The organism is Flavobacterium sp. N1736, assembly GCF_025947065.1.
GTDB lineage: Bacteria > Bacteroidota > Bacteroidia > Flavobacteriales > Flavobacteriaceae > Flavobacterium.
In genome coordinates, this window is the sequence record NZ_CP109994.1 from 4,147,978 (window position 1) to 4,164,246 (window position 16,269).

The following is a 16,269-nucleotide window of genomic DNA, read 5'->3' on the forward strand; positions in this document are numbered from 1 at the left end:
TCGTTAAGAATTTTTGTTGTTTGTGTTTAATGGAATTTCAGCCATACTAATTTTTTTACGGTCAATATCTCTTCCTAAAAGAATATTTTTTTCTGTAGCGATTTCTACTTTCTCTAATTTTTGAGTGTAGTTATTTTGGTTGATAACAGAATCTTTTTCAAATTCTCTTGGTCCTTCAATAACCCAGTCATTAACATTTTTGTGGTCAAAACGGCAAGAGTTGCAAATAAATTCTTCAACTTCATGATACTCATCTTTGCGACCTGTAACACGTTGAATTTCTCCTCCAAACATCCAAACTGTTGTTTTTCCGCAACATCCCGGAGTTGTACATTCTCTGTGTGCGTTATAAGGTTTGTTAAACCAAACTCTTGACTTGAAACGGAAAGTTTTATCTGTTAAAGCTCCTACAGGACAAACGTCAATCATGTTTCCGGAAAACTCATTATCAATAGCTTTAGAAATTCCAGTCGAAATATTAGCGTGATCACCACGATCTAATACTCCGTGAACTCGGTTATCTGTCAATTGATCTGCAACTTGTACACATCTCTGGCATAAAATACAACGGTTCATATGTAATTGAATATTTGGACCAATATCTTCTGGTTCAAATGTTCTTTTTTCTTCAATAAAACGTGATTTTGGATTTCCGTGTTCGAAACTTAAATTTTGCAAATCACATTCACCCGCCTGATCACAAACCGGACAGTCTAATGGGTGATTGATCAATAAAAATTCTGTTACAGATTTACGGGCTTCCATAACTCTGTCAGAAGATTTACTGTTTACTTCCATTCCGTCCATACATCCTGTTACACAAGATGCCATAAGTTTAGGCATTGGTCTTGGGTCAGATTCACTTCCTTTAGAAACTTCAACTAAACAACAACGACATTTACCGCCGCTGCCTTTTAATTTTGAGTAATAGCACATGGCTGGCGGAACCAAATCTCCACCAATCATACGTGCAGCCTGCAGGATTGTTGTTCCTGGTTCTACGTCTATACTTTGACCGTCTATGGTTACTTTCATCTCTTTATTTTGTTTTTGTAGTTTCAGATTTAAAGTTTCAGGTTGAACTTGAAACTAAAAAATCTTGAAACTTGAAACTATTTTAAACTGTTTGTTTTCCTACTAAATGTTTCACTTGCGAGAAAGGTTCAGCAACAAAGTGATCTCTATTTCTAATTTTTTCAGGGAAACGAACATGGTATTCAAATTCATCTCTAAAATGACGAATTGCTGCGGCTACTGGCCATGCTGCTGCATCTCCAAGCGGACAAATTGTGTTTCCTTCTATTTTACTTTGAATGCTCCACAATAATTCGATATCCTCTTCACGGCCCTGACCGTTTTCGATTCTCCATAATATTTTTTCCAACCATCCCGTTCCTTCACGGCAAGGTGTACATTGTCCGCAAGATTCGTGGTGGTAAAAACGAGCAAAATTCCAAGTGTTTCGTACCACACAAGCAGTGTCATTATAAACGATAAATCCTCCTGAACCTAACATAGATCCGGTAGCAAAACCACCATCACTTAAAGATTCGTAAGTCATTAAACGATCTTCTCCATTTGCTGTTTTGAAAATTAATTCAGCCGGTAAAATTGGCACAGATGATCCTCCCGGAACAAAAGCTTTTAAAGGTCTGCTAGAAGACATTCCGCCTAAGTATTCGTCAGAATTCATGAATTCATCAACGCTTAATCCTAATTCAATTTCATAAACCCCAGGATTTTTAATATGTCCTGAAGCAGAAATTAATTTAGTTCCTGTTGAACGACCGATTCCGATTTTAGCATAATCATCACCAGAATTGTTAATGATCCAAGGCACAGCTGCGATTGTTTCTACATTGTTTACCACAGTTGGATTTGCCCAAAGACCTGAAACCGCTGGAAAAGGTGGTTTGATACGAGGATTTCCTCTTTTACCTTCCAAAGATTCTATAAGTGCAGTTTCTTCTCCGCAAATATATGCTCCGGCTCCACAGTGAACATGTAATTCTAAATCGTAACCTGTACCTAATATATTTTTTCCTAACCAGCCTGCAGCTTTAGCTTCGGCGATTGCTCTTTCTAAAATTTTGAAAACCCACATATATTCTCCACGAATGTAGATATATGATAAGTTAGCGCCTAAGGCAAAACTTGAAGTAATCATTCCTTCGATCAATAAGTGAGGAATAAATTCCATCAAATAACGATCTTTGAAAGTTCCCGGTTCAGACTCGTCGGCGTTACAAACTAAATGTCTTGGTTTTCCTGATTTTTTGTCAATAAAACTCCATTTCATTCCCGCAGGGAACCCTGCACCACCACGACCACGAAGCCCTGATTTTTTTACTTCTTCAACAACTTCGTCTGGTGTAAGTGTTTTTAAAGCTTTTTCTACAGATGCATAACCACCATTTTGGCGATATACTTCGTAGGTTTTAATACCAGGAACATTGATTTTATCTAATAATATTTTTTGTGACATATTATTTATCGTGTAATATTATTTTATCATCTCTGCAATCAGCGATTAACTGATCGATTTTTTCTTCTGTCAATTTTTCTTTGTAGAAATCACCTAACTGCATCATCGGAGCATATCCGCAAGCACCTAAACATTCTACACCGGCAATGGTAAACATTCCATCCGGAGTTGTTTCGCCCATTTTAATACCTAATTTTTCAGAAGTATAATCCATTAAATTTTCGGCACCATTTAAACAACAACAAGAAGTCTGGCAGAATTCGAACATGTATTTTCCAATTGGCTTTTGGTTGTACATGGTATAAAAAGTAACCACTTCGTAAACCTCAATTGGTTTGATGTGCAAAATTTCAGCAACTTTATCCTGCAGCTCTGTACTTAACCAGTTATCGTGTGCATCCTGCACTTCGTGCAAAACAGGTAATAATGCTGATTTTCTTTTGTCTTCAGGATAATGACTAATCAATTCATTGATGCGAGTCATCAATGCTTCAGTCATGTTTATTTCTTGTTTGTAATGTTTTCTTTCCATTCTTAATTTTAGATTTTAGATTTTAGATTTTAGATTTTTCCAATCTTTGTCCGTAATCCATATTCTGCAATCTTTTATTTATTTAGATTTTAGATTTCTGATTTTAGATTTTTCAATCTGCAATCTATCCCGAAGCTTCGGGACTAAAATCTACAATTTTTTAGGCATCTAATTCTCCGGCAATAACGTTTAAACTTGATAGAATAACAATTGCATCAGATAATAAAGAGCCTTTGATCATTTCAGGATATGCTTGATAATAAATGAAACAAGGTCTTCTGAAATGTAATCTATATGGCGTTCTGCTTCCGTCTGTAACTAAATAGAATCCTAATTCTCCATTTCCTCCTTCAACTGCGTGATAAATTTCTGCAACTGGTACAGGAACTTCTCCCATTACAATCTTAAAGTGATAAATTAAAGATTCCATTGAAGTATATACATCTTCTTTTGGAGGAAGGTAATAATCAGGAACTTCTGCATGATATTCATTTCCGGCTGGCATTTTTTCTAGTGCCTGACGAATAATACTTAAACTTTCCCAAACTTCAGCATTACGAACACAGAAACGATCGTATGTATCACCTGATTTTCCAACAGGAACACTAAATTCGAAATCTTCGTAAGAGGAGTAAGGTTGTGCAACACGAACGTCGTAATCAACTCCCGCTGCACGTAAGTTTGGACCTGTAAATCCGTAAGCCATTGCTTGCTCTGCTGAGATTGCACCTACGTCTACAGTTCTGTCAAGGAAAATTCTGTTTCTTTCAAATAAGTTAACAAATTCTTGCCAGGCGACAGGAAAATCTTTTAAAAAGATGTCTAGTTTTCGGAAAGCTTCTGGTGACCAGTCTCTTTCGAAACCACCAATTCTTCCCATATTTGTTGTTAAACGAGCACCACAAATTTCTTCGTAAATCTCGTAAACTTTTTCTCTAAATTGAAAAACGTACAAGAAACCAGTGTAAGCACCAGTATCTACACCTAGAATCGAGTTACAAATCAAGTGATCTGTAATACGAGCCAGTTCCATTACAATTACTCTTAGATATTGTGCTCTTTTAGGAACTTCAATTCCTAATAGCTTCTCTAATGTCATCCACCATCCCATATTATTTATAGGAGACGAACAATAGTTCATACGGTCTGTAAGAGGTGTAATTTGATAAAAAGGACGATTTTCGGCGATTTTTTCGAAAGCTCTGTGAATGTAACCAATAGTTGGTTCAGCCTCAAGAATTCTTTCACCATCCATCAACAGGATATTTTGAAAAATACCGTGGGTTGCCGGGTGTGTTGGACCTAAATTTAGTACTGAAAGCTCGCTTCCGTCTTCGTTTAGTTTCTCCTTAATTATTTTAGCATATCGATGCTCTGGTGGTAATAATAGTTCTGACATTTTATAATGTTGAATTATTTATTTTTTAGCAATTTGTTGTTGTTCTTCCAAAGAATCTGTCATCTTTATCTGTTCTTCCACTATCTTCCATCGGGAATTGCTTGCGCATTGGGAACGATATCATTTCATCCATATTCAAAATACGTTTCAATTGCGGATGTCCAATAAAGTTAACTCCGAAGAAATCGTAAGTTTCTCTTTCCATCCAGTTTGAACTTAAAAAAATATTTGAAATGGTTTTTATTTCCGGTTTTTCACCATTAAGGTAAACCTTAATTCTGATACGTTTGTTTTCGTACCAGTTATGTAGATGATATACTATTGCAAACTGACGATCTATTTCGTTATCCGGGTAATGAATACCACATAAGTCTGTTAAGAAGTGAAAACGTAAATCAGAGTCATTTTTCAAAAAAAGAATTAAAGCTGTGATTTTATCAGCGGTAGTTTCCAGTGAAAAAATATCTCTTTCTTCTTGAAAGTTAAAAACACTTGCGTCAAATGTTTCTGTAAGTTTATCCTGAATCAGGGTATTTTCTAAAGCCATTTTATGAAATGTTATAAGAAGCTAATAATTCTTGATATTCTGGTGAGCTTCTGCGTCTCACAGATTCGCTTTTTACCAATTCCTGAAGTTTCATTACACCATCAACAATTTGTTCCGGTCTTGGCGGGCATCCCGGTACGTAAACGTCAACGGGAATTACTTTGTCTATTCCTTGTAAAACTGAATAAGTATCAAAGATTCCTCCTGATGAAGCACAAGCTCCAACTGCAATTACCCAGCGAGGTTCTGACATTTGTTCGTAAACTTGTCTTAAAATAGGTGCCATTTTTTTAGAAATAGTTCCCATTACTAACAACATATCTGCCTGACGAGGAGAGAAACTCACACGCTCTGAACCAAATCTTGCCAAATCGTAATGAGAGGCCATTGTTGCCATGAATTCGATACCACAACATGAAGTTGCAAAAGGCAATGGCCATAATGAGTTAGCTCTTGCTAAACCTACTACATCATTTAGTTTTGTAGCGAAGAAACCTTCTCCTACAACTCCTTCCGGCGGCGCAACCATATTTACATTTGAATCGCTCATTTTATTTTAGATTTCTGATTTTAGATTTTAGATTTGGGAAATCGTAAAAGTTAAAATCAATTTTTTTAAATCAGTACATTAATTCGAAGAAGTCAAATTTTAAATTGTGGTTTTATTTAATCCAAAATCACCAATCTAAAATCTAAAATCGTGTTATTCCCAGTCTAATGCTTTCTTTTTGATGATGTAGAAAAAACCAACTAAAAGCAAAGCCATAAAAACAATCATTTTTAACATTCCTTCAACTCCTAATTCTTTGAAGTTTACTGCCCAAGGATAAAGAAAAATTACCTCTACATCAAACAATACAAATAAAATAGCTACAAGGAAGTATTTTACTGAAAATGGAATACGGGCGTTACCAACAGATTCGATTCCGCATTCGAAATTTTTATCTTTAGTTTCAGAAGTTCTTTTTGGGCCTAATTTTCCGGAAATGATGATAGTTCCTACCACAAAACCAACAGCCAGAATGAACTGCATTAAAATAGGAAGATAGCTGTATTGATCAGATTGCATAAACTTAGGGTTTTTACTTAAAAAATGAGCCACAAAGATAGGTCTCAACTCTGTAAATCACAAGCTAAAAAAGGATTTAAGTGTAGTGCAAAAGGGTGAATAATTGTAATTTTTATTGATTATAAATAACAATGTTCTTTTTTAAGTTTTTTTTAAGATTTGAGCAAAAAAAAACGTTTCGAAATAAATCGAAACGTTTTGAACCATTCAGAGGCAAAAAAAATAAATTGCTATATTTTTCTTAGATTACTGCTACTTTAGCAGCAACTTTCCCTTTTCTTCCTTCTTCTTCTTCATAGCTTACACGGTCACCTTCGCGTAATTCTTCCGCGTTAATTCCTGAAGCGTGAACGAAGATATCTTTTCCTGTTTCTTCGTCTGTAATGAATCCATAACCTTTAGATTCATTGAAAAATTTTACTGTACCTGTACGCATTGTAATTGTAATAATAATTTATAATGAAGCAAATGTAATATATAAATTCATACAAAAGACAATAAGGTGTTAATTTTTTGTAAAAATTATTGATTCACAGTGTTTTCGCTATTTATATTGCATCAATTTTGATATGGAACTATTTATTTTGAGAATCATTAATTGTAGGAATAAAAAGTAAGAAATTTTTAAATTATCTTCAAAAAGTATTTTTATATTTTACTAAGCAAAAAAAAACTGCAGTTATTTTTTAACTGCAGTTTTTGTATTTTAAATTTCTTATATATTATTGAATATCAACTTTAATATGAAGCTCTTTTAATTGCGCGTCATCAATTTTTGCAGGAGCATCGATCATAACATCACGTCCTGAATTGTTTTTTGGGAACGCGATAAAATCTCTAATCGTTTCCTGACCTCCTAAAATAGCCACTAATCTGTCCAATCCAAAAGCTAAACCTCCGTGTGGCGGTGCTCCAAATTGAAAAGCATCCATTAAGAAACCAAACTGAGCTTTTGCTTCTTCTTCGGTAAAGCCTAAATATTTAAACATTAATTGCTGAGTTGCTTTATCGTGAATACGAATTGATCCTCCGCCAATTTCATTTCCGTTTAAAACCATATCGTATGCATTTGCACGAACTTTTCCCGGTTCTGTTTCTAACAAAGCCATATCTTCTGGTTTTGGAGATGTAAACGGGTGATGCATGGCGTGATAACGACCACTTTCTTCGTCAAGTTCTAATAACGGGAAATCTACAACCCATAAAGGAGCAAATACTTCAGGATTACGTAATCCTAAACGAGTTGCCAATTCCATACGAAGTGCAGAAAGCTGAGCACGTGTTTTATCAGCCGGTCCCGAAAGTACAAAAATCATATCTCCGGGTTTTGCTCCCGTAATTTTTGCCCATTGCGTTAAATCTTCCTGATCGTAAAATTTATCTACAGATGATTTAAAAGTTCCGTCGTCGTTACATTTTGAATATACCATTCCGGATGCACCAACTTGCGGACGTTTTACCCAGTCAATTAATCCATCAATTTCTTTACGGGTATAATTTCCTGCTCCCGGAACTGCAATTCCAACTACTAATTCCGCAGCATTGAATACCGGAAAATCTTTGTGTTGTGCAAATTCGTTTAACTCGCCAAACTCCATTCCAAAACGAATGTCCGGTTTGTCGTTTCCGTATGTTTTCATAGCATATTCATAGGTAATTCTTGGGAATTTGTCTACTTCAATACCTTTAATTTCTTTTAGTAAATGTCTTGTCAAACCTTCAAAAACATTCAAAATGTCTTCTTGCTCCACAAAAGCCATTTCGCAATCGATTTGTGTAAACTCAGGCTGACGGTCTGCACGTAAATCTTCGTCACGGAAACATTTCACGATTTGGAAATATTTATCCATTCCACCCACCATCAACAATTGTTTGAAAGTTTGTGGAGATTGTGGCAATGCATAAAATTGTCCTTCGTTCATACGGCTTGGAACAACGAAATCTCTTGCACCTTCCGGAGTTGATTTAATTAAGTATGGAGTTTCAACTTCGCAAAAATCTAAATCAGATAAATATTTACGAACTTCCATCGCTACTTTATGACGGAATAATAAACTGTTTTTTACCGGATTTCTACGAATGTCTAAATAACGGTATTTCATTCTGATATCTTCCCCACCGTCAGTTTCGTCTTCAATTGTAAATGGAGGCGTTAAAGCTGCATTTAAAATGTTTAATTCAGAAACTAAAATTTCGATTTCACCAGTTGGTATATTTTTGTTTTTGGCTTCACGCTCAATAACAGTTCCTTTTACCTGAATCACAAATTCTCTACCAAGTGTTTTCGCCAATTCAAAAACAGTTTTATCCGTACGGCTTTCGTCGAAAATAAGTTGCGTAATTCCGTAACGGTCGCGTAAATCAACCCAATTCATGAATCCTTTATCGCGTGATTTTTGAACCCAACCAGCAAGTGTAACTTCGGTATTAATATTTGAGGCATTTAACTCGCCACAATTATGACTTCTATACATGATCAAAATTTTAGACTGCAAAAGTAAACACAAAAATCAAATTAATATAGTAAAGTGGAAACTTGATGCTCAATAATTTGAAATATTTTGTTAATTCTTAAATTTTGCCGCTCTAATTTCTTTAGATTTGAATCACTAAAAACAAACTTTAATATATATGAAGAAAATTTTTGTAACTGGTCTGTTGATTTTTAGCGCTTTGAATATCATCGGTCAAACCAAAAATCAAATTAAATTTACGGCTAAAATTGCGAATAGAAATAGCGACACTCTAGTCATTAAAGGAAATGATAATTTTAAACAAGTCATTCCGATTAATAAAAAGGAAACTTTTGTAGCTTCTTTTGATGCTCCAAAAGGATTTTATGTGTTTTCTGACGGAACTGAATCTTCAAGATTATATTTAAAACCGAATTCTGAGGTGAATTTAACGATGAATGCCAAAGAATTTGATGAAACTATTGTTTATAAAGGTAAAGGTGTTGACGAAAGTAATTTCCTGGCGCAACAAGCTTTAAGAAATGAAAAACTTGAAGAAGCTTTTTCTAAAGAACCAGCTGAATTTGCAGTAATACTAGAGGCTAAGAATAAGACAGATATGGAAAGTTTAGAGAAAGGGTCTTTTGATCCGGAATTTATAACTGCAATGAAAGGTAATTTTGAGCGTTTTAATGAATTTGCTATTAGGAATTATGAAAGTGCAGTTAAAGCAAATAAACACAACGGAAAACCTTCTCCTGATTTTGATTATGAAAATTTTAAAGGGGGAAAAACAAAATTATCTGATCTAAAAGGTAAGTATGTATATATTGATCTTTGGGCAACTTGGTGTGCGCCTTGCAGAGCAGAAATTCCGTATTTGCAAAAAATTGAGGAAAAATATCATGGAAAAAATATTGAATTCGTGAGTATTTCAATTGACAAATTGAAAGATAACGAAAAATGGAAAAAATTTGTAACGGATAAAAATTTAGGAGGAACTCAATTGTTTGCTGATAAAGACTGGGAATCTGAGTTTGTAACCAATTATGGAGTAACGGGAATTCCGAGATTTATTATTGTTGATCCAAATGGAAATGTTTTAAGCGCAGATGCTTCAAGACCTTCATCTCCAGAGCTTCAAACGCAATTAGATGCATTATTGAAGTAATTTATTACGAAATTTATATCGATATAGTAAAATGGTGTTTTTTTAAAATACCAGTAAAACCAAGGCATGAGCTTTGGTTTTTTTGTTTTATGCCTATTTCCAATGTTAAGTTTTTATTCAATGTTACCAAATTGTTAAGTAAAAGTTTGTTTAATGTAAACATTTAACTATATTTGATAACGATTTGATAACATTAATACCTAAAGATATGAAAAAATGTGTGATTTTAGTTGCAATGATGTTCTCTGGAATTTTAGTTGCACAAGAGGTACAGCCGGAATTAGAAGCTGTTGGAAATAAAGTAAAAGCTACTTATTACTATGAGAATGGTAAAGTACAACAACAAGGTTTCTATAAGGATGGTAAATTAGATGGCGTTTGGGTATCATATGATGAAAAGGGGAATAAACTTGCTGTAGGAGAGTACACAGACGGAGTGAAAACTGGAAAATGGATTTTCTTTAATGAAAACAATCTTTCTGAAGTTGCTTTTGAAAATAGTCAAATAGCATCGGTTAAAAATTTACAAAAAAATGCTTTAGCAAATAGAAATTAATACGATTTCGAAAATTTATAAAAAAACCGCTTATTAAAAGCGGTTTTTTTTATGTCTTTATTTTTTTGCAGGATTTCTTCTTTCTTCCATACCAAATTACAAATCCGGTTACAGGTAAAGCTGCGGCAATTAGACTTACGGTAAAAGCGATAATTTTTCCGGGTAAATCTAAAATCTGCCCTGTATGAATACCATAATTCATTTCGACAACCTGCAGTCCTAAACTCTTTTTATCGTAAGGCTGACTTTCAATTAATTTTCCGTCTTCGGGATGAAAATAATAGTTGCTTTGATGATCGTATCGCAACGTATGCGGATAAGCTCCGGTATTGATGATGTCGCCTTTTTGCTGAGGAATCATGACATAACACATTTCGGCTTTTGGCTGCATTTTCATGGTTTGTATAAAAGCACGATCAATTGCAAGAAGTGTATTTGATTTAAATTTTGCTGTATCGATTATTGGAGCTTTTGTTTCTAAAGCCTTATCTCCGCCAAAATTAAAGGTTTTATAAATGCCGTCACCAACCCATTCATACGTAAAAGTTAAACCTGTTATAGCAATAATAAGCGCAATAATAGATATGTAAAACCCCGATGTATTATGCCAGTCATAATTTACACGGCGCCACTTGGCTGACCATTTTACCGAAAAGCTTCTTTTGAGATCTTTTTTACGCTTTGGCCACCATTGAATGATTCCGGTTATGAGTAATAAAATAAAGATAATAGTGGCGCTGCCAATTATATGTTTACCAATATAATCGGGTAATAATAAATACAGGTGAATGTATTCTACAATAATAAAAAAATCAGTTTCGGGATTTTCTGTTTTTAAGTATTTTCCTGTGTATGGATTGAAATAAAGGTATAAATTTTCGGTATCAGAATAGGTGTAAACAATTGCCGATCGATTTTTTCCATAATACGAAACCATACTTGATTTATTATCCGGAAGAATTTCTTTTGCTTTTTCCTGTAAAACCGAAGGCATTAAGAAAGGTTTGTTTTGCGGTTCGACCAAACGCCATTCTTTACGGGTAATATCTTTTATTTCGTCATGAAAACAAAAGATGCAGCCGGTAATACTGACAATAAAAACAATAAGCCCGGAAATTAATCCGAGCCATTTATGTATGAATCTTATTTTCGTTTTGAATCCCATTTTAAATAAAACCGTAAATGTATACGGTTAATCCATAAGGGGCAAATAATTTGTAGTATTTTTAGGCTTTGCCAGCCGCTTTTGGCTTTAAATGATACACAACATAAAGTGATATTGAAGCCAGAACGATCCAAAAGACGTCTATGAAGAATATCTGAATATGATTTTGCATAAACGAATTCCAAAACCAATGTCCGGAAACAATTCCATTTGCAATTGGAATTAAAAACCCTAAAATACTTCCTGAAATCAGACAGAATTTATTGGTAAAACTATCATTCTTTTTAATGATAAAAAAGAGGGAAAGCAATAGCCATCCTCCAAAATAAAGCGTAAATAAATTAGATTGACTTAACGGATAAAAAACTTTAGCGGCAATAAAAGCAAGTGCCGTTATTGGATACATGCTTAAACAAATCGCCAAATAAATGCGAACAACCGCTGCATTGAAACGTCTTTTCTTTTCTGGTAAATTGTTTTTTTGTCTTGCAACAAGCCAGATCATAACTCCTGAAATGATGACAAAGCAAGTAATAATTCCTAAAATAAAACTCACTATTTTTAATGCATAACCTCCGTAATCAGCATAATGAATGCGATATAAAACATTTTTTACAACATCTAAATAACTGGTTTGTGTAATTGGATTTTTTCTGGCAACTTCTTTTCCGTCAGAAATACGATATACAATTTTTCCAACTCCTGTAAATTTTTTATCATTTGGCATTTCACCTTCTACCAAAACATGCATATTGGCGTCGCCATAATTTTGAATAAAAACACGTGTAACTTCAAAATCCTGCCAGTTGCTTTTTGCTTTTGCAACCAACTGATCAATATTAAATGGTGTTGTTAATTTTTTATTCTCAAATTTATAATCAGCATCTGTATATTCTAATTCTTTGTACAATTTATCCTGATCGCCATTATACAAAGCCATTACAGCCGGAGCAACGATTAAAAGTTTAATCATAAAAAATGCACCGGTTACGGCATATACAAACTGAAAAGGTAAACCAATCATTCCTAAAGCAGTATGCGCATCTGTCCATAATGTTTTTAATTTTTCCTTTGGACGGAAAACATAAAAGTTAGATACAATTTTTTTCCAGTGTAATAAAACACCGGTCACAATGGCAAATAGAAAGAATAAGGCAATAAATCCTGAAAGATAATATCCAATAGGATAGGGTACTTGGGCTAAGAAATGCAAACGATATAAAAATTCACCTAATGAATACGATTCTTCATAAGTAAAACTTTTAAAGGTTTTATTATCAAGGTAAAAGAACGATCCTTCTTTTTGTTTTGCCGGAGCTGTAGTATCTTTTGTTCCTTCTAAATAAATAGCAACCCTTCTTTCTACACTGGGTTTAGAAATGGTAATGTTTCTTCCGTGTAAAATATACTTTTTGTCTAGCGTATCTAAAGCGGCGTTATAGTCTAATTGAATTTCTTTGGTTATTGCAGTAGATTCACTTCTTTCCCAATTGATGATTTCATCTCTAAAAAAAGAAAAAGATCCCGCAAAGAAAATGACAAAAAGTACGACACTAATAACGATTCCACTAACGGTATGGGTATGAAAGTAGATATTATAATTACGGTTATTCATAAGTTATTGGGCAATTGGATTATAGGTTTGACCCAGATATATTAATAGAGAAAAAACCAGCGTTAGAAAGATGTAAATGGTCCAGATTTTCCACGCGCTTTTTGCTAAAAAGGCAATTACCATAAGTGCTACCCAAACAATAAAGCCGCTAAAAGCCATTGTCATTAGAATGTTTGCTCTGCCAAACCAGGCAGCCAAGGCCAAATGAAAAGTTACTGAAACAAAATAACCACCTAAAATGGCAGCGGTAATTTTGGCAAATCGTTGCCATGAAGACTGGGTTAAATATTTAGGGTTTGCTGGCATTTTGGTTAGAAATGATTTAGTTGTAATAAAGTTCTAATACAGCAACAATTATAAATATTGCTATAATGGCTTTATTGCTTATTTTTTTTAATGGGCTTAAAATAACGATCAAACTTCCAATTGTCATTAGCTGAATAAAAAACATCAAAGTTCCGCATCCTAAAGATTGTGTGAACAACCAGAATGCATAAGCTAATAAAAGTAAACTCAATCCGGTGATTTTGGTTTGTTTTGGATTGTTTTTCATCCATTTTTCAAAACCTAAATCATACGATAAAACAGCTCTTTTTGAAGTATAATACAAAGTGTAAAAAGCTAAAAAAACGATAAGGCTTGCAATTGTTATCATAATATTAGAATTAAAAAACACCTTTCTTAAATGATTTAGAAAGGTGTTTCATGTTATATTTTTAGAACTTATAGGCAACAGATCCCATAAACATTCTTGGCGATTGCACATTTATAGTCGTGTAACCATTAAAGTATAATTCATCTGTTAAGTTGTTTACTTTTAATGATAATCTGTATTTTGGCTGATCATAATACAATGCTGCATTTAATACTGCGTAAGATGGCAATGAGAATGTCTGAACATCGGCCATATTTCCGCTACCATTCGGATTTCTGTTGTAAATTAAAGTTTCATCGGCATAATTTCCTCCAAAACCAATACCTAAACCTTTAAATTTAGAAGTTTGTAAACTATAGCTTATCCAGTAATTTATTAAATTTTCAGGACCTGCAGTTTCCGGTCTTAATCCGTTTACATCTGCATTTGCATTGTTTAATTTACTGTTGTTGAAAGCGTATCCAAAAATAAAGTTTAATCCTGAAATTGGATTTGCTGTAATTTCGGCTTCAAAACCTTTACTGGTTTGATTTCCGTCCTGAACATTCGTGTTTGCTATTGGTCCTGTTCTTACAATATCTTTTACTTCAATATTATAGTAGCTAAAAGTGGCACTTAATTTATTTTGAAATGCATTTAATTTTACTCCACCTTCAAATTGATTTGCTTTTTCAGGATCAAAAGCTGTTATAGTACCCGAAGTATTCATTAAATAGCCTACATTTTTGAAACTGTTTTGGTAATTTCCAAAGACAGAAACCTGATCTTTTACGATTTGATATACTACACCAAATTTAGGAGATAATGCATTTTGAGAAAAATCGCCTGTTTTTGTATCAGCAGCCGGATCAAAAGTTCCGTCGTTTTGGTAATGATCAAAACGTAATGCAGCAGAAACAATTAATTTATCTGTAATATTGATTACATCTGCTACATAAGCACTATAACTTGTTAAAGATGTAATGGCTTTATATTTTGTTCCTTCTGCAAAAAGAGCTTCTGCAGCCTGTGGATTAAAATCGTAATAATTTGGATTTGCGGTTGTGTAATTAACGGTGTCAAAATAAAAGAAAGTAGGCAAATATCCGTAACCTGTTTTACTTTCTAAACGATAGATATCACCACCGGCCAAAAATCTGTGTTTTATTCCGAAAGTATCAAATTCGCCATTGAAATTTTGTTGAAATTCAATAATATTATCTCTACCGTCAATATTCCATACATTTCTTGACATTTCATTATTTCCTAACAAATAAAACCATGTTTGTGGTCCTTCTGATTGGTTTGAGCTTGTGCTTAAAATAGATTGAGATTTCCAGTTGTCTGAAATTTGATAATTTGCCTGTGCAAAAATATTACTTGTTTTTGTGTTCATCATGAATTCGTCGCCTGTAAACGATCTTGACCAATTCATTTTAATATCGTTTGCACTGTGTAAACCTAAACTGTTTGGCGTTTCACCAAACGGAATATAAATTAATGGCATTGATGAAGCATCTACATTCGATAATTCCGCATCAATAGAAATAGTTAATTTATCATTTACTTTATAAGAGAAAGAAGGTGCAAAAAAGTAGCTTCTTGTATGTCCGTAATCCTGAAAAGTATTTGAATTATTGTAAGCTCCGTTAATTCTTAAAAGAGCTGTATTGTCGTCATTTAAAGAAGTATTTACATCGGCTGTTAAACGGTTTAAACCATAACTTCCTGCCTGATACGAAATTTCGCCGCCAAATTGTTCCGTTGGTTTTTTAGTTACCCTGTTTATTAAACCTCCGTAAGAAGTTAATAAACTACCAAACAATGTTGCCGAAGGTCCTTTAATGCTTTCAAGTCTTTCAAGATTTGAAGCGTCAACATTATTGGTAATCTTTCCGGCTATTCCGTTTCTTAATAAACTTTGAGTAACAAATCCACGCATCGAAAAGTAAGATCCACCGTCACCAACACGACCTGTTGAAGCCCAAAGCTGGTATAATCCCGGAACATTTTTTAAAGCCTCGTCTTGGTTAACTACCAATTGATCTTTCATTAAATCTTTAGTAACTACACTATAAACCTGAGAGTTTTCAAGGTTTTTAATCGACATTTTAGAAACGTAATTGCTTTCGGATTTTGTATATTTATTAGCGTTTCCTTTTATGAAAATTTCTTCCAGTTGTTCAGAATTTGTGTTCAGGGTTAAATTTTCAACTGCTATCTGACCGGCACTTACTGATACTTCTTTTTCTTTAGTTGAATGTCCAACTTTTGTAACACGAATGGTATAATCTCCGGGCTCAACATTTTTTATTTCGTAAAAACCCTGATTATCTGTAACAGTTCCAATTTTTGTCCCTTTAAGCACTACAGAAACATTATCTGCCGCGTCATTATTTGCTAAGCTAATTTGTCCTTTAATAGTTGCTTTTTCCTGTGCCCAAGCTGATGAATTTATTAGCAGAACAAAGAAAAAACTTAATAGGGATATTGTGTATTTGAACCTCATGTTATTTAGAATTGATTTTAATAGCGCAAATCTAAGTTAAGAATCTAAACAAAACAAATTATTTTTATTTATTCTAAGTAGTATTTACAAAAACAAACTTGATATAATAAAAAACACCTGTTCATTAGTTTGAA

At 33.7% G+C, this 16,269-nt stretch carries 16 protein-coding genes; 2 read left to right on the forward strand and 14 right to left on the reverse strand.

Translation table 11 applies throughout. The features are described 5' to 3' along the window. Positions 1–3: 3 nt before the first annotated feature. The 9 genes from OLM54_RS17600 to aspS form a co-directional block, all read right to left on the reverse strand. Positions 4–1,035 (reverse strand): 2Fe-2S iron-sulfur cluster-binding protein, encoded by a 1,032-nt coding sequence (locus tag OLM54_RS17600; protein WP_264535868.1) that lies wholly within the window; start codon positions 1,033–1,035, stop codon positions 4–6. A gap of 82 nt (positions 1,036–1,117) precedes the next feature. After that, positions 1,118–2,485 (reverse strand): NADH-quinone oxidoreductase subunit NuoF, encoded by a 1,368-nt coding sequence (gene nuoF, locus OLM54_RS17605; RefSeq protein WP_264535869.1) that lies wholly within the window; start codon positions 2,483–2,485, stop codon positions 1,118–1,120. A 1-nt stretch (position 2,486) separates the two neighbouring features. Continuing rightward, positions 2,487–3,017, reverse strand: coding sequence for a complex I 24 kDa subunit family protein (locus OLM54_RS17610; RefSeq protein ID WP_026982598.1), 531 nt, complete (start codon positions 3,015–3,017; stop codon positions 2,487–2,489). A gap of 160 nt (positions 3,018–3,177) precedes the next feature. Continuing rightward, a complete protein-coding gene (locus OLM54_RS17615) occupies positions 3,178–4,416 on the reverse strand; it encodes an NADH-quinone oxidoreductase subunit D (protein WP_264535870.1) in 1,239 nt (412 codons plus the stop codon). Positions 4,417–4,441: 25 nt separating this feature from the next. Further along, entirely contained in the window at positions 4,442–4,963 is a 522-nt protein-coding gene (locus OLM54_RS17620) for an NADH-quinone oxidoreductase subunit C (protein ID WP_264535871.1), read from the reverse strand. A 1-nt stretch (position 4,964) separates the two neighbouring features. Next, positions 4,965–5,513 (reverse strand): NADH-quinone oxidoreductase subunit B, encoded by a 549-nt coding sequence (locus OLM54_RS17625; RefSeq protein WP_041516812.1) that lies wholly within the window; start codon positions 5,511–5,513, stop codon positions 4,965–4,967. A gap of 153 nt (positions 5,514–5,666) precedes the next feature. Beyond that, a complete protein-coding gene (locus OLM54_RS17630) occupies positions 5,667–6,032 on the reverse strand; it encodes an NADH-quinone oxidoreductase subunit A (RefSeq protein ID WP_264535872.1) in 366 nt (121 codons plus the stop codon). A gap of 241 nt (positions 6,033–6,273) precedes the next feature. Further along, positions 6,274–6,468 carry a cold-shock protein gene (locus OLM54_RS17635; protein WP_007137066.1) on the reverse strand — a complete coding sequence of 65 codons (195 nt, stop codon included), beginning with the start codon at positions 6,466–6,468 and terminating at the stop codon, positions 6,274–6,276. Positions 6,469–6,754: 286 nt separating this feature from the next. Further along, a complete protein-coding gene (aspS, locus tag OLM54_RS17640; RefSeq protein WP_264535873.1) occupies positions 6,755–8,506 on the reverse strand; it encodes an aspartate--tRNA ligase in 1,752 nt (583 codons plus the stop codon). Positions 8,507–8,663: 157 nt separating this feature from the next. On the opposite strand from aspS, the gene OLM54_RS17645 reads away from it, so the two are divergent. After that, positions 8,664–9,656, forward strand: a complete 993-nt coding sequence (locus tag OLM54_RS17645; protein WP_264535874.1) for a TlpA family protein disulfide reductase — start codon at positions 8,664–8,666, stop codon at positions 9,654–9,656. Between the two features lie 208 nt (positions 9,657–9,864). After that, a complete protein-coding gene (locus OLM54_RS17650) occupies positions 9,865–10,212 on the forward strand; it encodes a toxin-antitoxin system YwqK family antitoxin (protein ID WP_264535875.1) in 348 nt (115 codons plus the stop codon). A gap of 49 nt (positions 10,213–10,261) precedes the next feature. On the opposite strand, the gene OLM54_RS17655 is transcribed toward OLM54_RS17650, so the two are convergent. The 5 genes from OLM54_RS17655 to OLM54_RS17675 all read right to left on the reverse strand — a co-directional run bounded on the left by OLM54_RS17655 (position 10,262) and on the right by OLM54_RS17675 (position 16,135). Then, positions 10,262–11,377 carry a PepSY-associated TM helix domain-containing protein gene (locus tag OLM54_RS17655; protein ID WP_264535876.1) on the reverse strand — a complete coding sequence of 372 codons (1,116 nt, stop codon included), beginning with the start codon at positions 11,375–11,377 and terminating at the stop codon, positions 10,262–10,264. A gap of 61 nt (positions 11,378–11,438) precedes the next feature. Next, positions 11,439–12,992, reverse strand: coding sequence for a PepSY-associated TM helix domain-containing protein (locus tag OLM54_RS17660; RefSeq protein WP_264535877.1), 1,554 nt, complete (start codon positions 12,990–12,992; stop codon positions 11,439–11,441). Between the two features lie 3 nt (positions 12,993–12,995). Further along, positions 12,996–13,298, reverse strand: a complete 303-nt coding sequence (locus tag OLM54_RS17665) for a hypothetical protein (RefSeq protein ID WP_264535878.1) — start codon at positions 13,296–13,298, stop codon at positions 12,996–12,998. A 16-nt stretch (positions 13,299–13,314) separates the two neighbouring features. Continuing rightward, positions 13,315–13,647 (reverse strand): hypothetical protein, encoded by a 333-nt coding sequence (locus OLM54_RS17670; protein WP_264535879.1) that lies wholly within the window; start codon positions 13,645–13,647, stop codon positions 13,315–13,317. Between the two features lie 61 nt (positions 13,648–13,708). Next, on the reverse strand, positions 13,709–16,135 hold the full coding sequence (locus OLM54_RS17675; RefSeq protein WP_264535880.1) for a TonB-dependent receptor: 2,427 nt from the start codon (positions 16,133–16,135) through the stop codon (positions 13,709–13,711). Between the last annotated feature and the right edge of the window lie 134 nt (positions 16,136–16,269).

Excerpts from the sequence above, each read along its gene's own strand:
- OLM54_RS17600 (WP_264535868.1), bottom strand. The coding sequence starts at position 1,035 with ATGAAAGTAACCATAGACGGTCAAAGTATAGACGTAGAACCAGGAACA.
- nuoF (WP_264535869.1), bottom strand. The coding sequence starts at position 2,485 with ATGTCACAAAAAATATTATTAGATAAAATCAATGTTCCTGGTATTAAA.
- OLM54_RS17610 (WP_026982598.1), bottom strand. The coding sequence starts at position 3,017 with ATGGAAAGAAAACATTACAAACAAGAAATAAACATGACTGAAGCATTG.
- OLM54_RS17615 (WP_264535870.1), bottom strand. The coding sequence starts at position 4,416 with ATGTCAGAACTATTATTACCACCAGAGCATCGATATGCTAAAATAATT.
- OLM54_RS17620 (WP_264535871.1), bottom strand. The coding sequence starts at position 4,963 with ATGGCTTTAGAAAATACCCTGATTCAGGATAAACTTACAGAAACATTT.
- OLM54_RS17625 (WP_041516812.1), bottom strand. The coding sequence starts at position 5,513 with ATGAGCGATTCAAATGTAAATATGGTTGCGCCGCCGGAAGGAGTTGTA.
- OLM54_RS17630 (WP_264535872.1), bottom strand. The coding sequence starts at position 6,032 with ATGCAATCTGATCAATACAGCTATCTTCCTATTTTAATGCAGTTCATT.
- OLM54_RS17635 (WP_007137066.1), bottom strand. The coding sequence starts at position 6,468 with ATGCGTACAGGTACAGTAAAATTTTTCAATGAATCTAAAGGTTATGGA.
- aspS (WP_264535873.1), bottom strand. The coding sequence starts at position 8,506 with ATGTATAGAAGTCATAATTGTGGCGAGTTAAATGCCTCAAATATTAAT.
- OLM54_RS17645 (WP_264535874.1), top strand. The coding sequence starts at position 8,664 with ATGAAGAAAATTTTTGTAACTGGTCTGTTGATTTTTAGCGCTTTGAAT.
- OLM54_RS17650 (WP_264535875.1), top strand. The coding sequence starts at position 9,865 with ATGAAAAAATGTGTGATTTTAGTTGCAATGATGTTCTCTGGAATTTTA.
- OLM54_RS17655 (WP_264535876.1), bottom strand. The coding sequence starts at position 11,377 with ATGGGATTCAAAACGAAAATAAGATTCATACATAAATGGCTCGGATTA.
- OLM54_RS17660 (WP_264535877.1), bottom strand. The coding sequence starts at position 12,992 with ATGAATAACCGTAATTATAATATCTACTTTCATACCCATACCGTTAGT.
- OLM54_RS17665 (WP_264535878.1), bottom strand. The coding sequence starts at position 13,298 with ATGCCAGCAAACCCTAAATATTTAACCCAGTCTTCATGGCAACGATTT.
- OLM54_RS17670 (WP_264535879.1), bottom strand. The coding sequence starts at position 13,647 with ATGATAACAATTGCAAGCCTTATCGTTTTTTTAGCTTTTTACACTTTG.
- OLM54_RS17675 (WP_264535880.1), bottom strand. The coding sequence starts at position 16,135 with ATGAGGTTCAAATACACAATATCCCTATTAAGTTTTTTCTTTGTTCTG.